General features: G+C 43.7%; 18 protein-coding genes and 2 pseudogenes. 12 read left to right on the forward strand and 8 right to left on the reverse strand.

The genetic code is table 11. From position 1 onward, the window contains the following. Positions 1-69 precede the first annotated feature (69 nt). Positions 70-822 (reverse strand): tRNA (guanosine(37)-N1)-methyltransferase TrmD, encoded by a 753-nt coding sequence (gene trmD, locus RMY63_RS26270; RefSeq protein ID WP_322731519.1) that lies wholly within the window; start codon positions 820-822, stop codon positions 70-72. Positions 823-1,475: 653 nt separating this feature from the next. Here trmD and RMY63_RS26275 point away from each other — a divergent pair. After that, positions 1,476-2,339, forward strand: a complete 864-nt coding sequence (locus RMY63_RS26275) for a cyanophycinase (protein WP_104905797.1) — start codon at positions 1,476-1,478, stop codon at positions 2,337-2,339. Positions 2,340-2,513: 174 nt separating this feature from the next. Continuing rightward, a complete protein-coding gene (gene cphA, locus RMY63_RS26280; protein WP_322731520.1) occupies positions 2,514-5,219 on the forward strand; it encodes a cyanophycin synthetase in 2,706 nt (901 codons plus the stop codon). A gap of 48 nt (positions 5,220-5,267) precedes the next feature. On the opposite strand, the gene tatA is transcribed toward cphA, so the two are convergent. The 3 genes from tatA to RMY63_RS26295 form a co-directional block, all read right to left on the reverse strand. Further along, positions 5,268-5,441: a twin-arginine translocase TatA/TatE family subunit gene (tatA, locus tag RMY63_RS26285; RefSeq protein WP_094348761.1), complete on the reverse strand. Its 174-nt coding sequence runs from the start codon at positions 5,439-5,441 to the stop codon at positions 5,268-5,270. Between the two features lie 210 nt (positions 5,442-5,651). Further along, complete coding sequence (locus RMY63_RS26290; protein WP_322731521.1) at positions 5,652-6,734, reverse strand: site-specific DNA-methyltransferase; 1,083 nt, start codon at positions 6,732-6,734, stop codon at positions 5,652-5,654. A gap of 207 nt (positions 6,735-6,941) precedes the next feature. Next, on the reverse strand, positions 6,942-8,345 hold the full coding sequence (locus RMY63_RS26295) for a serine/threonine-protein kinase (protein ID WP_322731522.1): 1,404 nt from the start codon (positions 8,343-8,345) through the stop codon (positions 6,942-6,944). A gap of 93 nt (positions 8,346-8,438) precedes the next feature. Here RMY63_RS26295 and cbiT point away from each other — a divergent pair, with 93 nt between their 5' ends. After that, positions 8,439-9,041, forward strand: coding sequence for a precorrin-6Y C5,15-methyltransferase subunit CbiT (gene cbiT, locus RMY63_RS26300; protein ID WP_104905801.1), 603 nt, complete (start codon positions 8,439-8,441; stop codon positions 9,039-9,041). 15 nt (positions 9,042-9,056) lie between these two features. Beyond that, positions 9,057-9,953, forward strand: coding sequence for a phosphatidate cytidylyltransferase (locus RMY63_RS26305; RefSeq protein ID WP_322731523.1), 897 nt, complete (start codon positions 9,057-9,059; stop codon positions 9,951-9,953). 182 nt (positions 9,954-10,135) lie between these two features. Here RMY63_RS26305 and RMY63_RS26310 read toward each other — a convergent pair. Beyond that, positions 10,136-10,621 (reverse strand): annotated as a pseudogene (locus tag RMY63_RS26310) (RNA-guided endonuclease InsQ/TnpB family protein); the annotation flags it as partial. A gap of 32 nt (positions 10,622-10,653) precedes the next feature. On the opposite strand from RMY63_RS26310, the gene tnpA reads away from it, so the two are divergent. Continuing rightward, positions 10,654-11,055: an IS200/IS605 family transposase gene (gene tnpA / locus RMY63_RS26315; protein WP_322731574.1), complete on the forward strand. Its 402-nt coding sequence runs from the start codon at positions 10,654-10,656 to the stop codon at positions 11,053-11,055. 479 nt (positions 11,056-11,534) lie between these two features. Here the strand turns inward: tnpA and RMY63_RS26320 are convergent, their stop codons facing one another. Further along, a complete protein-coding gene (locus RMY63_RS26320; protein ID WP_322731524.1) occupies positions 11,535-12,248 on the reverse strand; it encodes a DUF2993 domain-containing protein in 714 nt (237 codons plus the stop codon). Between the two features lie 134 nt (positions 12,249-12,382). Here RMY63_RS26320 and RMY63_RS26325 point away from each other — a divergent pair, with 134 nt between their 5' ends. Together RMY63_RS26325 and RMY63_RS26330 are read left to right on the forward strand one after the other, a co-directional pair. Next, entirely contained in the window at positions 12,383-13,141 is a 759-nt protein-coding gene (locus RMY63_RS26325; RefSeq protein WP_322731525.1) for a pseudouridine synthase, read from the forward strand. A gap of 29 nt (positions 13,142-13,170) precedes the next feature. Continuing rightward, on the forward strand, positions 13,171-13,983 hold the full coding sequence (locus RMY63_RS26330) for a RodZ family helix-turn-helix domain-containing protein (RefSeq protein WP_322731526.1): 813 nt from the start codon (positions 13,171-13,173) through the stop codon (positions 13,981-13,983). Here RMY63_RS26330 and RMY63_RS26335 read toward each other — a convergent pair. Next, positions 13,973-14,116 (reverse strand): hypothetical protein, encoded by a 144-nt coding sequence (locus tag RMY63_RS26335; RefSeq protein WP_322731527.1) that lies wholly within the window; start codon positions 14,114-14,116, stop codon positions 13,973-13,975. The two genes, RMY63_RS26330 and RMY63_RS26335, sit on opposite strands and share 11 nt — an antisense overlap. Then, positions 14,091-15,599, reverse strand: coding sequence for a 4-alpha-glucanotransferase (malQ, locus tag RMY63_RS26340; protein ID WP_322731528.1), 1,509 nt, complete (start codon positions 15,597-15,599; stop codon positions 14,091-14,093). The genes RMY63_RS26335 and malQ overlap by 26 nt, the downstream gene beginning before the upstream one ends. Positions 15,600-15,613: 14 nt before the next feature. Between malQ and RMY63_RS26345 the strand changes: the two genes are divergently transcribed. From RMY63_RS26345 to RMY63_RS26365, 5 genes and pseudogenes are all read left to right on the forward strand, one after another. After that, complete coding sequence (locus tag RMY63_RS26345; RefSeq protein WP_322731529.1) at positions 15,614-15,772, forward strand: hypothetical protein; 159 nt, start codon at positions 15,614-15,616, stop codon at positions 15,770-15,772. 13 nt (positions 15,773-15,785) lie between these two features. Continuing rightward, positions 15,786-16,217 (forward strand): NUDIX hydrolase, encoded by a 432-nt coding sequence (locus RMY63_RS26350; protein WP_322731530.1) that lies wholly within the window; start codon positions 15,786-15,788, stop codon positions 16,215-16,217. A gap of 71 nt (positions 16,218-16,288) precedes the next feature. After that, positions 16,289-16,678, forward strand: a pseudogene (locus RMY63_RS26355) (RidA family protein); the annotation flags it as partial. A gap of 146 nt (positions 16,679-16,824) precedes the next feature. Next, positions 16,825-17,799 carry a phosphate/phosphite/phosphonate ABC transporter substrate-binding protein gene (locus tag RMY63_RS26360; protein ID WP_322731531.1) on the forward strand — a complete coding sequence of 325 codons (975 nt, stop codon included), beginning with the start codon at positions 16,825-16,827 and terminating at the stop codon, positions 17,797-17,799. Between the two features lie 60 nt (positions 17,800-17,859). Further along, a complete protein-coding gene (locus tag RMY63_RS26365) occupies positions 17,860-18,594 on the forward strand; it encodes a phosphonate ABC transporter ATP-binding protein (protein ID WP_322731532.1) in 735 nt (244 codons plus the stop codon). Positions 18,595-18,608: the final 14 nt, after the last annotated feature.

The following is an 18,608-nucleotide window of genomic DNA, read 5'->3' on the forward strand; positions in this document are numbered from 1 at the left end:
TTGTCATTTGTCATTTGTCATTTGTCATTTGTCATTTGTCATTTGTCATTTGTCAGGAGTTAGAAATTATTATTCTCTCCCCACTCTCCCTGCTCCCCTGCTCCCCCTGCTCCCCTGCTCCCCCTGCTCCCCCTGCTCCCCCTGCTCCCATTTCTCCAAAAGATCAGGGCGGCGATCGCGGGTTTTTTGAATTTGTTGTTCGTAACGCCAGCGAGCGATGGCGGCGTGATTCCCACTGAGCAAGACATCAGGCACTTTCAAGCCCCGAAAAATCGCCGGACGAGTATATTGGGGATAGTCCAATAACCCTTCCTCAAAACTTTCTGCGGTGAGGGACTCCGTTTTGGCTACGGTTCCTGGGATTAGCCGCACGACGCCATTAATCAAAGCCATTGCTGGAATTTCCCCACCAGTCAGAATAAAATCGCCCAAAGATACTTCACGAGTTACCAAATGTAGCACCCTCTCATCCACACCTTCGTAATGCCCGCAAATAACTACTAACTGGTCATAATTTGTCACCAATTCTTTCAAAAGAGGTTGATTAATTGTTTGACCCTGTGGACTCATCAAAATTACTTCTCTTCGGGGTAGAATCGGCAGCGACTCCACAGCGGTAAAAATAGGTTCTGGCTTCATTAGCATCCCCACACCGCCGCCGTAGGGTTCATCATCTACTTTTCGGTGCTTGTCAGTCGTAAAGTCCCGTGGATTAATCAGATGCACTTCGGCAATCTGTTTGGCTAAGGCTTTACCTAGCAGCCCAGAATTGAGAACAGAGTTAAAACAGTCAGGAAAAAGCGTAACTATATCAAAGCGCACAGTTATTCGTATTCGAGGACACTAATCTTAAATTTGAATGTCTAGCAAACACCAGCAAGCCAAGGTCGGGTTAAACTCCAGTTAAACTTTATCAATAGTATCTAAAACTACCAGACCTCCTGGATTTTAGATGGGATCAAAAGTTTTTCTAATTACTTAATTTATGTTTAAATGTTGTCACAACTACATTTAAATTAATAATCATATCAAGTTAACAACTTCCAGGATGCATCGAGCCAGCCTCAGAAAAAAGCGTAGTCTTAACTGCTCATCCCCAACCCTAAAAGGAGAATGTAGCCACTTAAAGACTATTTTGCCCTGCTGCAAGTGGACAGGTGAAAAACAAGGCGCTTGCTTTGAGGAATGGGAACAAACACGTTTAGACTGAGGCAACACGAACGTTAAGCGAGAATTTGGAGAGTGGCTTTCCCCAGTTCCAAACTTCCAAAATGTGTCCTCTCAAAGAAGCAAAGCGCAAAAATTATCAGGTAACTGAACCTTGTTAAATTCACACGCCATTCGCCACAAACCGGGAAACCATGCACGGCAGTTCCTCATGGGAGAAACCCCCAAGATCAGACTGCCTCTCCTGACGGAGACGCTAGGCGAACACCAAGGTGATGGCTCCTGAAGTTGTTGACAGGAGAACCAAAATGCCGCAATTACAAGCTAAATCGCTAGAAATGAGGACACCCCAAGCAACTAAAACCGCCGTTCTGGTTATCGGAGGTGCAGAAGATAAAGTTCATGGGCGCGAAATCCTACGAACTTTTTTTGGACGCGCCGGTGCTAGTAAGGCTTATATTACAATAATTCCATCTGCCTCTCGCGAACCTGCCATCATCGGTGGTCGGTATATTCGCATTTTTGAAGAAATGGGTGCTCAGAAGGTAGAAATTTTAGACATCCGCGAACGGGAACAGTGTGAAGCCTCCCAGATCAAAGCATCCTTAGAAGCCTGTAGTGGGGTGTTTTTGACAGGAGGAGACCAGCTGCGTCTTTGTGGCGTCTTGGCAGATACGCCAGCAATGGAAATTATTCGTCAGCGAGTGAGGGCGGGGCAACTTACGTTAGCAGGCACCAGTGCAGGAGCGGCGGTGATGGGGCATCACATGATTGCTGGCGGCGGTAGTGGAGAGGCGCCCAATCGTTCCCTAGTGGATATGGCAACGGGTTTGGGATTTATTCCAGAAGTAATCGTTGACCAACACTTTCACAATCGGAATCGAATGGGGCGACTGATTAGTGCGATCGCAGCTCATCCCGATCGCTTAGGTATTGGCATTGACGAAGATACTTGTGCTGTGTTTGAACGTGATGGTTGGCTACAAGTTATGGGCAAAGGCAGTGTCACCATTGTTGATCCCACCGAGCTGACCCATACCAACGAACCCCATGTCGGTGCTAATGAACCGTTAACCGTACATAATTTACGTCTCCATATCCTCAGCTACGGCGATCGCTTTCACTTGTACCAGCGGACTGTATTGCCTGCTGTACACCGAATCTCCAGCTGACGGGATAGAGTATCTGAGGTTACACTGAGTTGACCGCACATTTATTATTTCTTACCGTAAAAAAAAATGATAAATACCATGTAAAAAGAAAAAACTGTTTTGAATGAACAGTTTAGCGGTCAATTCCAGTAAGAAACTAGAATTTTGGTTCCGAATCTCCATCTACCTATTCCCATGAGAATTCTCAAGATCCAGACATTACGCGGCCCAAACTATTGGAGCATTCGACGCCACAAACTGATCGTCATGCGCCTCGATTTAGAAAACCTTGGCGAGACGCCCTCGAATGAAATCCCTGGCTTTTATGAAGGATTAGTTGAGGCGCTGCCAAGTCTGGAGGGTCACTATTGTTCGCCTGGCTGTCGCGGTGGTTTTCTGATGCGAGTCAAAGAAGGCACTATGATCGGCCACATAGTAGAACACGTAGCCTTAGAACTCCAAGAATTAGCTGGTATGCATGTCGGCTTTGGTCGCACCCGCGAAACTGCCACACCCGGAATTTACCAAGTAGTAATCGAGTACCTGAATGAGGAAGCGGGACGCTACGCTGGACGAGCCGCAGTAAGGCTGTGCCAGAGTATCGTTGATCGAGGCCGTTATCCCAAGGCAGAACTAGAGCAAGATATCCAAGACCTGAAAGACTTCAACCGTGATGCTTCCTTAGGCCCTTCTACGGAAGCGATCGTCAAAGAAGCAGAAAAAAGAGGTATTCCCTGGATGGCACTGGAAGCCCGCTTTTTGATTCAGCTAGGCTACGGCGTGAATCAGAAACGGATGCAGGCGACAATGACGGACAACACCAGCATTTTGGGCGTAGAACTAGCTTGCGATAAAGAAGCCACTAAACGTATCCTCGCTGCTGCTGGTGCGCCAGTACCCAGAGGTACAGTAATCAACTTTTTAGACGATTTGGAACAAGCCATTGAATTTGTTGGCGGCTATCCCATCGTCATCAAGCCCCTAGATGGCAATCATGGACGTGGGATCACCATTGATATCAGAACTTGGGAAGAAGCTGAAGCTGGATACGAAGCTGCCAGACAGGTTTCCCGATCAATTATTGTCGAAAGATATTACATTGGGCGCGACCACAGGGTACTGGTGGTAAATGGGAAAGTAGTAGCAGTAGCCGAGCGCGTCCCGGCTCATGTCATTGGCAACGGCAGATCCACCATCGCCGAACTGATTGAAGAAACAAACCTTGACCCAAATCGCGGTGAAGGACATGATAACGTCCTAACCAAGATTGAACTAGACCGCACCAGCTACCAGCTCCTAGAAAGGCAAGGCTATACGCTAAATAGCGTGCCACCCAAGGGCACTATTTGTTATCTCAGGGCAACAGCCAACTTAAGTACAGGTGGTAGTGCCGTAGACCGTACCGATGAAATTCACCCAGAAAATCTTTGGTTGGCACAACGAGTAGTCAAGATTATCGGTTTGGATATCGCCGGACTCGATATTGTCACCTCGGATATTAGCCGTCCTCTGCGGGAAATGGATGGCGTAATTGTCGAAGTTAACGCCGCTCCCGGTTTTCGGATGCACGTTGCCCCAAGCGTAGGTATTCCCCGCAACGTTGCTGGTGCAGTGATGGATATGCTGTTTACTAACGAGCAATCTAGCCAAATTCCCATCCTCAGCATCACGGGTACTAATGGCAAAACCACCACAACTCGACTACTAGCACATATTTATAAACAGACTGGAAAAGTAGTAGGTTATACTACTACTGACGGTACATATATCGGTGATTACTTAGTAGAATCAGGCGATAATACAGGCCCCCAAAGTGCCCACCTCATCCTCCAAGACCCGACAGTAGAAGTAGCAGTACTGGAAACAGCTCGCGGTGGTATTCTCCGCTCTGGATTGGGCTTTGAAGCTGCAAATGTAGGGGTAGTATTGAATGTGGCCGCCGACCACTTAGGAATAGGCGATATAGATACCATTGAGCAGTTAGCTAACCTCAAAAGTGTAGTAGCAGAAGCTGTATTCCCTGATGGCTATGCGGTACTTAACGCCGACGATCGCCGCGTCGCTGCCATGTCAGAAAAAACTAAGGCTAATATTGCTTACTTCACCATGAACCCCAATTCGGAATTAGTGCGGAAGCACATCCTCAAGGGTGGAGTCGCGGCAGTATATGAAAATGGCTATTTGTCAATTGTTAAAGGTGATTGGACACACCGCATAGAAAGAGCCGAAAATATACCTTTAACAATGGGCGGACGTGCACCGTTTATGATTGCCAACGCTTTAGCAGCCAGTTTGGCAGCGTTTGTGCAAAACGTCACAATTGAGCAGATTCGTGCTGGTTTGAAGACCTTCCGGGCTTCAGTTAGCCAAACACCAGGACGAATGAATCTATTTAATTTAGGCAACTACCACGCTTTGGTGGACTATGCTCACAACGCAGCCAGTTACGAAGCTGTAGGTTCCTTTGTGCGGAACTGGACTACAGGACAACGGATTGGCGTAATTGGTGGCCCAGGCGATCGCCGTGACGAAGACTTTGTTACTTTGGGTAAATTAGCAGCACAAATTTTTGATTACATCATCATCAAAGAAGACGATGATACACGGGGACGCTTACGTGGTTCAGCTGCCCAGTTGATTATTCAAGGCATCACGGAAGTTAAGCCTGATAGCCGCTATGAATCGATTCTGGATGAAACCCAAGCCATAAATAAAGGCTTAGACATGGCTCCTGATAACAGTCTGGTGGTAATTTTACCAGAAAGTGTTAGTAGGGCGATTAAGTTAATTAAGCTGCGTGGTTTAGCCAAGGAAGAGACACACCAACAAAATCCCGGCACAACTATCATCGATTCCCAAAATGGGAGCACACCTTCTTCTGTTGTTAATACCCTGTTTTAGTCAGGAATCAGGATAAAGCACCGTGCTGGCTCCTCCTGACTCCTTTAATTACTGTTTTTCTTCTTCCTGATTGGTTTCCTCACTGGGAGTTTTCATCTCCTCCTTAAAACCTCGTAGGGTTTTGCCCAGTGCAGTTCCCAATTCAGGAATTTTTTTGGGGCCGAAAATTAGAATAGCGACTATGCTAATTACAGCTATTTCTGGCCATCCCAGTCCAAACATATAAATTTCCTCTAAGGCATCTGTAATTAAATATAAACATTGATGGGTCACATCCCATAAGTTCGTCACTGATAAGCACTCTACCCTCTTGCAAAACAGGGTATAAATAGAACTAAAATTCTCAAGTATTGTCTATAAGTAAAACTTTTTAATTTTTTAGACTCCATTCTGCAATTTCCCTAAAACATCTGATTAGTTAGAGCGCCTTTTTTAAAACAGTCCTAACTGTATTGACTGGTTTTTATCAGTATTTTCTGTTGCTATTGGTGGTAAATCTGCTGGAGTTTCAACAACTAAAGGAGCATTTTCTTCAAATCTCAGTTTTGAGCTGATAATGTAGTCTTCATCAATCTCAAAAGCCAACCAGCGTCTTTGTAAAGTTTCTGCAACTCGACCTGTCATATTAGAACCTGCAAAAGGTTCTAAAACAATATCGCCTGGTTCTGTACAAAGGTTGATGACAAACTCTGGTAAAGCTTGAGGAAATCTTGCTGGATGTGGCTTAAAACCTTCCTCTTTGCAACGACGTTGATAATAATCGTTAGAAGCAGTATTTGAGGCGGAAATCACATTTACAGGTTGGACTAAATCTTCAAATAAAATTTCTTGTATAAGAGTCTGTTGCCCTATTTCTTCTTTGTCTGTATTACAACGTCCATCAATAATATTGGGGGGGATAGCTCCTCCCCTGTCCTTCCCAAATTTATCGGAAATATCATGCCCTGATGGTCTAACTTTGGGCTTGTACCCATTTTTGAGAAGGTTTTTCATCGCATCGCTATAAGGCTTTAAAACTCTTCTATTGTTAGCTTTAGGATGCGGTTCTTTTGATAGCCACCAAATTGTATTTACCGAATCTTTAACTCTTTCTCTCTTGACTGTCACCCATTCGGCAGGGGTGGGTAGTTTTGCTGGATTATACCAATACAATTCTTGTGCCAGATAAAACCCTAGTCCGCCTTTTTCTTTTGCTTTGCACAAAGTAACAACTAGTTCAAAATGATAAAGAGAACGAACTGGCATACCTTTAATCCAACTGCCACCTATATCAATAATCAGTGAGCCTGTTGGTTTCAGAATACGATAAAACTGTGCTGCATAATCTTTAAACCATTCAACATATTCATCAGCATCAACGTTTCCGTATTCTTTTTTACGAACTAGTGCAAAAGGTGGAGAGGTGCAAATTAGGTCGATACTTTCATCGGGAATACCTACCATTAATTCTAGGCTGTTTCCTAAATAAGCAGCACCAAATTTTGTTTCGTAGTAAGGGTTACAATTAAGTCTCATCTAAACTTTGTTAGTACAGTTGTACGGTCTCTGAAGACAGTATCATCCATAAAAGCATAAGTTTTCAAACTATTAGCTATGTTTTTGATCAATTTGCTGAATGAATAGGGCAATGTGCCAAGTATCTGCACTTATATAACGTGAGTTCGATATTGAGTATAGTAGAGACAGAACTGGACACATTGAACAAAGTAATAATCAGCACAACTAACTTCTAATTGGATTGGTAATTGGCAAACCTAACCAATCGCTTAATTCCTGAGCGAGCCATTCCAGTTCCGCTTCAGATTTAATTGCACCACCACTACCACCAAGCTGATATTTTTTTACTCCTACCCAAATATCCAATTGTGCGGGAACAGCAATTCTAGTGCCTTCAGAATCTTTAGTGAAATGTTTGGGAATATAAACTAACTTATTAATACTTTGTCTTGGCGATGCACGGGGACGATAAAATTTCCAAGTAAATAACTCCCAGGTTAGGGAAATTTGTTCGGGATTCAGGCGTAAGCAGATGCGTCCAAATAAATGAAAGAAAAATTTATACACCATCATAAAGCCAGCACCCCAAAAAGGAAGTGAGAACAAGGCAAAGGGGATGTTGACAGGAAAAGGTGCTGAGAGTGCGCCAATTGTCCAAAAGAGAATAAATGAATTCCAGACGATCGCAAATAAACCTGTGAATACTATTGATGGATCAAAACCAGCTGGTGGAACGATAATTTCTAGAGAATCCCCATTTTTGGTTAGTTGAATTTTACTCCCATCTGGTTTGCCAACAACCAAAGTAGGCAAGTTTGTCGGTTGTGGTTTCTCTAAAGCTGCAATAGCTTGGTCAGCAGAACTCAAACGCCGTTCTAAACTAGGCTCAATCATCCACTTTAACCAATTGCTAAAGCTGAGACTGAGATTAGCCAGTTGTTCAAACTGAATACGAAAATCCTTTTGGGGTAAATCGGCTGGGTGAGTACCTGTGACTAAATAAATTAAGGTTGCACCTAAACTATAAAGGTCTGATGCTGCAACAGTACGTCCGCCAAATTGCTCTGGTGGCATATAGCCATAGGTTCCTACCACAGTCCTTGTCCCGGTTTCGGTAGCCAGGACAGTCTGCACTGAGCCAAAATCTACCAAATAAACTTGACCGACACTATTGCCAGAACGCTCCCCCAATAAAATATTGCTAGGCTTAATATCACGGTGAATTACAGGCGGATACAGCCCATGTAAGTAAATGAGAATCTCTAAAACTGCTTTGGCTATCTGTTTGACTTCAGCTTCGGTAAAACTTCGCCCAGTTTGTAAACATTGCTCTAAAGTTTGTGCTCTTATATAAGTTTGTACTAGAGCAAACCCTTTGATGGTTGGTAAATTAACCTCAAAATAGTTTAAATAGCCAGGAATTGAGGGATGTGCTAGGTTTTGTAAAGTTTCGGCTTCTCGCTCAAACAGCTTGAGTGAATCCCACTCAAAATCACTACTAAAAGAGAGTAATTTGATCGCAACTAATTCCTGAGTTTGCAAATCACGAGCTAATAGCGTCCGCCGCCCTGCTTTTTTTCCTAGTAGCTGCTGAACTTCGTAACGCTCACCTAATATTTCGCCGATCATTATGGTTTCTTCTAATGCTACGGTTGAAAAGTTTTATAGCTTATAGCTTTTCAATTTGGCAAATCGATATCTTTAGTATAATTGCGTAGTTCTATGCCCTCCCAACTTTGGCCTTATATTACTCCTGGTATTCCCGATGAATTATTCGAGCATTTGCCAGGAATTCCTCTGAGCCAGCGAGAAGTCCGACTGCTATTGATTGCCCAACTGCGGCTAAAATCAGATTCCGTGTTGTGGGATATTGGTGCAGGGACAGGTACAATTCCGGTAGAGGTGGGGCTATTGTGTCCAGATGGACAGATTATCGCTATCGAAAGGGATGAAGAAGTAGCTAATCTGATCAAGCGTAACTGCGATCGCTTTGATGTGAAAAATGTCGAAGTTGTTGAAGGCAGCGCCCCAGAGTGTTTACATGACCTCAAGATTACCCCTCACCGCGTTTGTATTGAGGGAGGTCGCCCCATTCAAGAAATACTGCAAGCAGCTTGGCATTATTTGCCGCCATCCGGTCGGGTTGTAGCCACAGCTGCTAATTTAGAAAGTCTGTATGCTATTTCCCAAAGCTTTTCCCTATTAAGAGCTAGAAATATCGAAGTTGTCCAATCTGCGGTTAACCGCCTAGAGACACGCGGCTTTTCTCAAACTTTTACCGCCGTTGATCCCATTTTTATCCTTAGTGGTGAGAAACTAGACTAAATCCAAAATACTTCTATGCCTTGGTCTCGGATTATTAGTGGAATTGTTGCGATCGCTCTTGCTCTTTGTGCAACCCTTTTGGGGGGTTGGTACTTTACCATCATCTTTGCGGTTATCATCTTTTTGGGTCAACAGGAATATTTTAATTTGGTGCGAGCCAGAGGCATCGCTCCCGCCGCTAAAACTACTATGGCTGTCAGTCAAATCTTGCTGGTAATTTGTACCCTTGATGGCAGTTTAGCTGACGCTGTGATGCCAATAGCTGGCACACTTATTTGTTTTTACCTACTGTTTCAACCCAAATTTGCCACGATCGCTGATGTTTCCGCTTCTATTATGGGGCTATTTTACGTCGGTTATTTACCAAGTTACTGGGTGCGGTTACGAGCAATTGATAGCCCTGCTTTTAGCAATCTCCCTTTCGGAGGTTACTGGCCCACAACCTGGACAGATTTTTGGGAAAAGGCAAATTCCGCTTCTTTAGCACAAGGTTTTACAGCCACACTACTGACTTTTTTGTGTATTTGGGCAGCTGATATCGGTGCTTACACCATTGGCAAATTCTTTGGTAAAACCCGTCTCTCTGACATTAGCCCGAAAAAAACTGTTGAAGGTGCTGTCTTTGGCATTACTTCAAGTGTTGCCGTAGCCATAGCAGGAGCCTATTATCTCCACTTGCCTAAATCCCCTTTCACTGGTTTAGCATTGGGTTTGCTGATTGGCATTGCTAGTCTTTTAGGGGATCTCACAGAATCTATGCTCAAGCGGGATGCTGGAGTTAAAGATTCTGGGCAGTTAATCCCCGGTCATGGTGGTATTTTAGACCGTACCGATAGTTATATTTTCACAGCTCCTTTGGTTTACTATTTTGTGACATTGTTATTGCCATTGATAACAAATAGCGGGACTTAGGGACTTCCAGAAAATAAAATATACAATTAACAAGAATGATAATCATTCTAGAGGAGAAGAGAGAGGCGGGCGAGTACGCCATCGCTGCCACTACCACCCATGAGTGCAATACTTTAGGGGAGAATGGAGAATTTGACATACTCCCCCGAATCCGCTTCGCTAAAGAAAGGGGGATTCTAGGATCAAACAGCAACCGCAGTCTCAGACCGACTTACATTGCCTAACCTAACCATTGATGCCCCAACGGATTGAATATTCTTAGATGCGTTTTCATCGCGTCCATTCACGGATTGACAATCAGGGCAACGCCACTCTCTGACCGACAAATCCAGACTTTCTAAAACGTGTCCACAGTTAGAACAAGTTTTGCTAGAAGGATACCACTGGTCAATATAGACTACCTGCTTCCCCTTCTTTCTCGCCACCCACTCCAAAATATCTAAAAAATCTCGAAGTGCTAAATCACTAACTTTTCTTCCCCATAAGCGCTTCATGCCTTTGAGGTTTAATGTCTCGAAACACAGCACATCAAATCTATTCGTTAACTCATGCGCTAACTTCCAAAACCAATCACTTCTGCGGTTGGCTATATCTTCATGGGCGCGTACTAACTTTTTCCTTGCTCGTTCTCTATTTGAAGAACCTTTTAACTTATTGGAGTGATGCCGATAACTAGTGTAGAAAATCAAGACTCATCTACATAAAATCTGTATATAATCATTACAATCACTGCTTAGGGCTAGCAACTGTTCACTTAGTCTGGATACCATGTAGACGTAGAAAAGTATTTGCCAATAACGAAGAATTGAAACTTCGATGCATTCAAATATTCCAGTTTGTAGCTAATGAGAATAAATGGGTTATCAAGGCAATGGAAGTTGCCCCAGATCATGTTCATCTACTGGTTGAATCTAACCCGCACCATTCAATATCTCAGGTAGTTAAAGCTTTCAAAGGTCGGTCATCAAGATATTTAAGACAAGAGTTTCCAGAATTAATGAGACTACCTAGCTTGTGGACACATTCATATATGTTTGACACTAGAGGAAAAGTTAGCACTCAGAAAGTTTTAGAGTACATCAATGATCCACATCATGGCTGAATGAATTCAGAGAAGTTCGCTTATATCCCCCAGCTAAAGCACGGGGGCTTTACGCATCACGACTCGTAAAGAAGGACTTGATTTAATGCGGCAAGCTAGAGACGCTAGTAAACAATGTCTTGCGTTGATACAAGAATTGAAACGGCTACAAGCAGCATAAGCACCGTGTCGGTGTCGAGCCGCGTATCTCGGCAGGCCCCCCAGTGGGTCAAAATGTCGTGAAATAGTAGTTACACGACATCTCAGCAGAAGGGGCTAAGAGAAAGCAAGCAGCCGATTATTAGCGATCGCCTCAAGATAGCAAATGGGAAAATACTTTAAAAAAGCTTAGGGACTGGGTACTGGGGACTGGGAAACATCCCAAAATTTTCTGTGGGTAATAGCCCCGAACATCATTTTTCGTTTTATAACCCAATAAAGAGTCCCTAATCCCCATTACCCCTTATCCCCAGAGGGGGCCCCACCTTCCCCAGTCCCTTTTACGGGTTAACGTTAATCCGCCCACGACATACCAGCTTGCCTGGGATCAGCGTTAGTTCTTGGATATCGACATCTGAGCCAAGATCCAGATTGTACTCATAATTGCCCTTTAATATATCTCCTTGGTCGGGCTTGATTGGGATATGTGCCAGTTGCAACTCATGCCCACTGAGTAATTGTAAGCCCAGACAAATCTCTAGAGGCGTTGTTTCACTATTGGTTACTCTCAAACCTCGCAGTATAATTTGGTTGTTCCCAAGGAGAATTTCTTGCCACTTGATTGGTTGTGACTGGGGGTAATCTGTTGGTAAAACCTTAACCAATAGATCGCTCAAAGCAGTCGATAATAAGTTAGATGAGACAGAAGCATTCAGATCCTTTTCGTCTACGATCAAATCGCCAACCACTGGTACTATTTCTAACAGTCGCAGAGGTTTTCCCTTGAGTATGGAACCGATATTTACCCGAATATTTTCTGCTATTAATTGAATTTGTGTAATTAGGAGACCTTGATAAACTGCATGAGTAGCAAAAACAGATACCGAAGGAATGCGTCCAGAGAAAAGTTGGCGATCGCTAGCTTTAATCTCCACTTCTAATTCCGATATTTGGCTGACCTGCGCTCTTAACCAGAGCTTAACTGCTGTCGTGAGTACCTGCGTAATTATGCGGATTTTATTTCGACTTGCTGTTTGGGAATTTTGCTCTGGCATTTAACCAATCTGTTTATGAGTATTTGCTCAACAACCGAACATAAATTAAATAAGCTTTAAATGTAACATTTATGCCTACTCGTTACAAAATGCAAATATCATTTAATTGATAACAGTAAATAAGCAATTTCCACATGGAGGTACGGTTACAAAAAATTCTTGCTCAATGGGGTATCGCCTCACGTCGTGAAGCCGAAGAAATGATTAGGCACTCACGGGTGCGGATTAATGGGGTATTGGCACATTTAGGTCAAAAAGTCGATCCCCAAAAAGATACGATCGCAATTGATGGTAAGTCTGTATCCGAAAAGCAGCGTCCGGCTTTAATATATTTATTGCTGCATAAACCACCGGGAGTGGTTTCGACTTGCTACGACCCTCATCGAAGACCAACAGTCCTAGATTTACTACCGAAAGAATTACGGGAGGGTTCAGGTATTCACCCAGTTGGCCGTTTAGATGCAGACTCTACAGGAGCATTAATCCTGACTAATGACGGAGAACTGACATTTGGATTAACCCATCCACGTCACAGTATTTCCAAGACATATCATGTTTTGGTCAAAGGACATCCTCCAGAAACAGTACTACAGATGTGGCGTCAAGGTGTGATGTTGGAGGGTAGAAAAACCAGGGCCGCTAAGGTACACCTCATAGAACGTCGTACCGAGCAAAGTGTTTTAGAAATAGTCTTGCAGGAGGGAAGAAATCGCCAAATTCGCCGGATAGCTCAACAGTTAGGATACCCAGTAATCAAGCTGCATCGGACTGCGATCGGCCCAATTCAATTACAAACTCTAAAAGAACCCTTTTTGTCAGAGGGTAAATATCGTTCCCTCAAAGATCGTGAGATTCACTTTTTGCAAGATCAGATAACGCAACCTAATTATTGATTCAGTGGAGTTAAGGAGTGTCAGTAGGCATGAAATGGCTAAGAAAGAAGAATAAGCACCAGCCATCACTTTCATTAGAGGAACAACGAGCCGAAAAGTTGGCAGAATTAGGCGCTCAACTTTGGGCATTGCGTCAAGAACGGGGTTTATCTCTAGAGCAAGTGGTTGCATTGACCAGGATTCCCCGAAGATTATTGCAGGCGATCGAAGAAGGTAATTTAAACGATCTGCCAGAACCAGTTTATATTCAGGGTTTGATCAGGCAATTTGCCGATGCACTAGGCTTGAATGGAGTAGAATTTTCTGGCACTTTTCCAATCAGTTCTGCACAAGTTAGCCCTCTAAGTAGGGGGAATACTTCACCCCTGGCTCAACTACGTCCGATTCATCTTTACTTTCTTTACATATTACTAATAGTATGCTCTGTAAATGGCTTATCTCAGTTATTAAATAACGCGTTACTACAAGCAAGTAATAGCCCAAACCAGCCATATCCAAAACAAAAGTCCGTTGTTAAACCAGAAATAGCTCAACTAAAAGAGTCAACACAGGTACAACCTGTCAGCGATACCCTGAGCGGTGTCCAAAAGGGACAGGTTGTCCAGGTTGGTGTGACTTTGAAAGCCTCATCTTGGATTCGTGTAGTAGCCGATGGCAAAACCGAGTTTGAAGGTATTCTGCCAGAGGGAACTCACCGAATTTGGAAAGCCCAAGAGCAACTGACAGTGAAAACTGATAATGCTGGCGGTGTGTTGGTGAGCGTCAATCAAGAGAAAGCCAAGAAAATGGGAGAGCCAGGGAAAGAGGAAGAAGTTAGGATTGCTGCCAAGCCTAAGTTTTGAGATGAGGGGGATGAGGAAGTATTTTTTCCCCATCTCCCTCATCTCCCCCTGCTACCTCATCTCCCCCTACTCCCTCATCTCCCCCTGCTCCCCCTGCTCCCCATTCATTACTGGGCTTCTGGGGCGCGTCCATTGAGTTTGGTAAGAACTTTCAAGCGATCGCGCAATTCGTCTGTTATCGCTCCGGCTCGATAGCGCCACTCCCAGTTCCCCTCTGCAACACTGGGAAAATTCATCCGCGCTTCGTTTCCTAATCCCAAAATATCTTGCAAGGGAATAATCGCTTGGTTGGCTACAGAACTCAAAGCTAGGCGAATCAAATCCCAGTGAATGCCATCAGGGCTGATAGAACCTAAATAAAGCAACAAGTTTTGCTTTTCCTCGTACTCAGCTGTATTGAACCAGCCTATAGTTGTATCATTATCGTGAGTCCCGGTATAAACTACAGCATTGTGCGGATAATTGAATGGTAAAAATGGATTAGCGGAATCAGCACTAAAGGCAAATTGCAAAATTTTCATCCCCGGAAATTCATACTTGTCTCGCAGTGCTTCTACCCCTGGTGTAATTACTCCCAAATCTTCCGCTAAGACAGGTAGCTTGCCCAGCTTTTCCCTAATCGCTGCAAAAAAAGCATCTCCAGGCGCTTCCACCCATTTACCATTGATGGCAGTTTGTTCGCCTTGCGGCACAGCCCAATAAGCCTCGAAGCCCCGGAAGTGGTCAATGCGAATTATATCTACATAATCAAGCATTGCTTCAAAGCGCTGTACCCACCACTTAAAGTCTTGTTTTTGCAATTCCTCCCAGTTGTAAACCGGGTTGCCCCACAATTGACCAGTGGCGCTAAAGTAATCTGGTGGAACTCCTGCCATTAGGGCAGCAGCTCCTGTCTCTTGATCTAAGCAGAATATTTCGGGATGCGCCCACACATCAGCGCTATCGTGAGCTACGTAGATGGGGATATCGCCAATAATGTCAATACCGCGCATATTAGCGTAGCTTTTAAGCTCTGACCACTGGCGGAAAAACTCAAATTGGACAAACTTGTAATAAAAAATCTCTCCATTGAGCCGCTCCTGTACTTGCTCCATTGCTTGGGAATCGCGCTTGACAAGTTCTGACTGCCATGTGTGCCAGTTTGCATTCTCGTTGGCATCTTTCAACGCCATAAATAAGGCGTAATTATCTAGCCAATAGGCTTTGCTGTCGCAAAAACCTTCAAACTCTTTTTGTTGAATGGGTGTGGCATTCACTCTAAAATGTTCATAGGCTTTTTTGAGTAGCCCAATCTTAACCGGCACAACCTTCTCGTAATCTACCTTTTCTTCTGAAAATCCCGGTAAATTAGCAAAGTCTTCTTCTGTTAACAAACCCTCATCTCGCAGTTTTTCTAGGCTAACCAGCAGGGGATTTCCTGCCATTGCCGAGTAGCACATATACGGAGAATTACCGTATGCAGTGGGGCCCAAAGGTAAAACTTGCCAATATTGTTGATGGCTTTCTTTAAGAAAATCGATGAAGCGATAAGCTTCTAAGCCTAAATCCCCAATGCCAAATCGACTGGGAAAGGAGGTAGGATGCAGCAAAATACCACTTGATCTAGGAAAAGGCATAAGTAATCTGAATTATGGGAGGAAGCTATTGTCTGAACGACACGCTAGGCGATCGCATCGAATTTATCACGGAACAGTATTTGCACGGTAAAGTCATTTGTCATTTGTCATTTGTCATTTGTTCTTGGCTAATGCCCAATGTTCACCTAATTAATCCAAAATCCAAAATCTAAAATCCCAAATTGCATGTCTTACCGAAATCCTACACCGACAGTTGATATCATCATTGAACTAGTAGATCGACCTCATCGGCCAATAGTGTTAATTGAAAGACATAATCTACCTTTAGGTTGGGCTATTCCTGGTGGTTTTGTAGATTATGGGGAAGCGGTGGAAGTGGCGGCGCGGCGGGAAGCTGAGGAAGAAACGGGTTTGCAGGTGGAGTTGGTTGAACAATTATTGGTGTATTCTGACCCCGAGCGCGATCCGCGTCAGCATACGATTAGCATTGTGTTTTTGGCGACAGCTACGGGTGAACCTCTGGCTGGGGATGATGCTAAGGGTGTAGGCATTTTTGAGTATTGGCAAGTGCCTGGTAATTTATGTTTTGACCATGATCGCATTTTGCGCGATTATTGGCGATATCGGCATTATGGGATACGTCCGAGGTTGGGGTAGGAAGTTAGGAGTAGAGACGCGATTAATCGCGTCTGTACAAGAGTTAGGAGTTAGGAGTTGTAAAGATGAGTAAAAAAGTAATTAATACTGATAACGCACCTGCACCAGTGGGCCCTTATAATCAAGCGATCGCAGCTTCAGGTCAATTTGTATTCATTGCTGGACAAATTGCCATCGATCCCCACCTTGGTGATGTCGTCTACACTGATGATGTCAAAAAGCAAACTGAGCAGGTATTAGCTAACCTTGAAGCTATCCTCACAGCAGCTGGTGCGACTTTTGAAGATGTGGTGAAAACTACTGTATTTCTGGCTGATATGAATGATTTTGCGGCGGTGAATGCCGTTTATGCGAAATATTTCCCGGAAAATACAGCCCCAGCACGGGCTTGTGTCCAGGTATCACGCTTACCTAAAGATGTGTTGGTAGAAATTGATGCGATCGCTGTGATTAGTGGTTAGTGCCAATACACTCACAAAAGAAGCCTACAACTCTAAAAACAAACTAGGCTTGATTATTGACTTTTGTTCTTAAAAGCTATAAATCTTTTTTAGGGATTAATTAAAATTAATTAGCAAAAAAACTGAGAAAATTTCCTAATGGAGAGATGAGTGTGAGTAAAAAGAGCTTATTGGGTGCTGGCGCGTCATTTGCAGTGCTTACAGGTTTAGTAGTCAGCACACTAGGGGCTATGCAGGCAACGATCGCCAACCCCACCGCTAATCAACAGACACCAGGCTTACTTGCCCAAGGGCTGAAGACTTTAACAATAATTTTTCCCAGTCGTGCTGATTCTACAGACTTGCAAAATAAGGCAAATGCAGTAGGAGCTTTTTTATCGAAAGAGTTAGGAATTCCAGTCGTCGCACAAGTTGGTGATGATACAGCTGCTGTGGAAGCTTTGAGAGCAAATCGGGCTGATGTAGCTTTTTTAAGTAGCCGTCCGGCTTTGAAAGCGAAACAATTAGCAAACTCCAGCTTGTATCTAGCCGAAGTTCGTTCCACTTATTCTGGAAGATACACCTATAGCTCAACATTTGTTATCCCCAACAATAGTCCCCTAAAAACTCAAAATTCAGCTAAAGCCACTTTAGAACAACTGCGGGGCAAGAAAATTGCTTTTACTTCCCCTACTTCTGGCTCTGGGTTTATTATCCCTGTAGCTGAGTTGGTCAAACAAAAATTTGTACCCAACCGCGATCGCTTAGATGATTTCTTTGGTCAAATTTCTTACGGCGGCAATTACAGCAAAGCCTTGCAAGCAGTTGTGCGCGGTCAAGCTGATGTAGCTGTTGTGTCAGAATATGCTCTCAATCCACCTTATATCACGGCACAAGAGAAGAGTAAGTTACGGGTTCTGCACAAAATTACTGGTGTACCTGCCCACGGTATTGCCATTGATGATGATGTTCCAGCTCCAACACGGAAAAAAATCATCAATGCCTTACTCAAATTAAATCAGTCGCAAAATAATAAATTGTTAAGTGACTTGTATAATTCCACAGAATTAGTGCAAATTGACCACGATCGTCACCTAGCAACTATGCGTAACGCTCTGCAAATTGCTGGCATTGAACCATAATTCAGTTAACAGTTATTCAGTGAACATCTTGAATAACTGTTAGCGGATAAATAAATTTCTATGAATGATTATGCTATTGAGTGTCATAACCTAGAGACAGCTTATGCTGCATCTCTCAATCGTCCTATTCTCAACGGGATTAATTGCCGGATTAAACGAGGTGAATTTGTCGTTTTGCTGGGGCTAAACGGTGCTGGTAAGTCTACATTACTACGATCGCTAGTTGGACTAGTGCCATCAGTCAGAGGAGAAATGCTCGTCAATAATGTTGAGATGAATTCCCGAACACTGCCAAAAATTCGGCGCGATGTTGGCATGTTATTTCAAGGTGGCGGATTGATTCGGCAGTTATCAGCACTGGAAAATGTTTTGTGCGGATGCCTTGGTAAAAGAACAACTTGGCAAACACTGTTTGGATTTTCCAAACGCGATCGCATGTTAGCACTAAATTTATTAGAACAGTTAGGACTAGGAGAGTTAGCTTTTCAAAAAACCAGTCAATTAAGTGGGGGACAGCAACAACGAGTAGCGATCGCCCGGACTTTAATTCAATCACCGCAAATTCTCTTAGTTGATGAACCCATCACTGGGTTAGATGTTATGGCATCCCAACAAGTCATGGAAACTCTATCCCAATTGCACACTCAGCAAGGCATGACTATTGTCGCAGTTTTGCACGATTTGGGAATCGCAGAAAAATACGCAGGGCAAGCGATCGTCTTAGATGCTGGACGCGTCGTTTATCAAGGACTTTGTGACAACTTACAAGCTAAATTTGCTAGAGTTTCCGGTTGAGTGGGATTTGATTT

The organism is Nostoc sp. ChiQUE01b (assembly GCF_034531255.1).
Lineage (GTDB): Bacteria > Cyanobacteriota > Cyanobacteriia > Cyanobacteriales > Nostocaceae > Nostoc.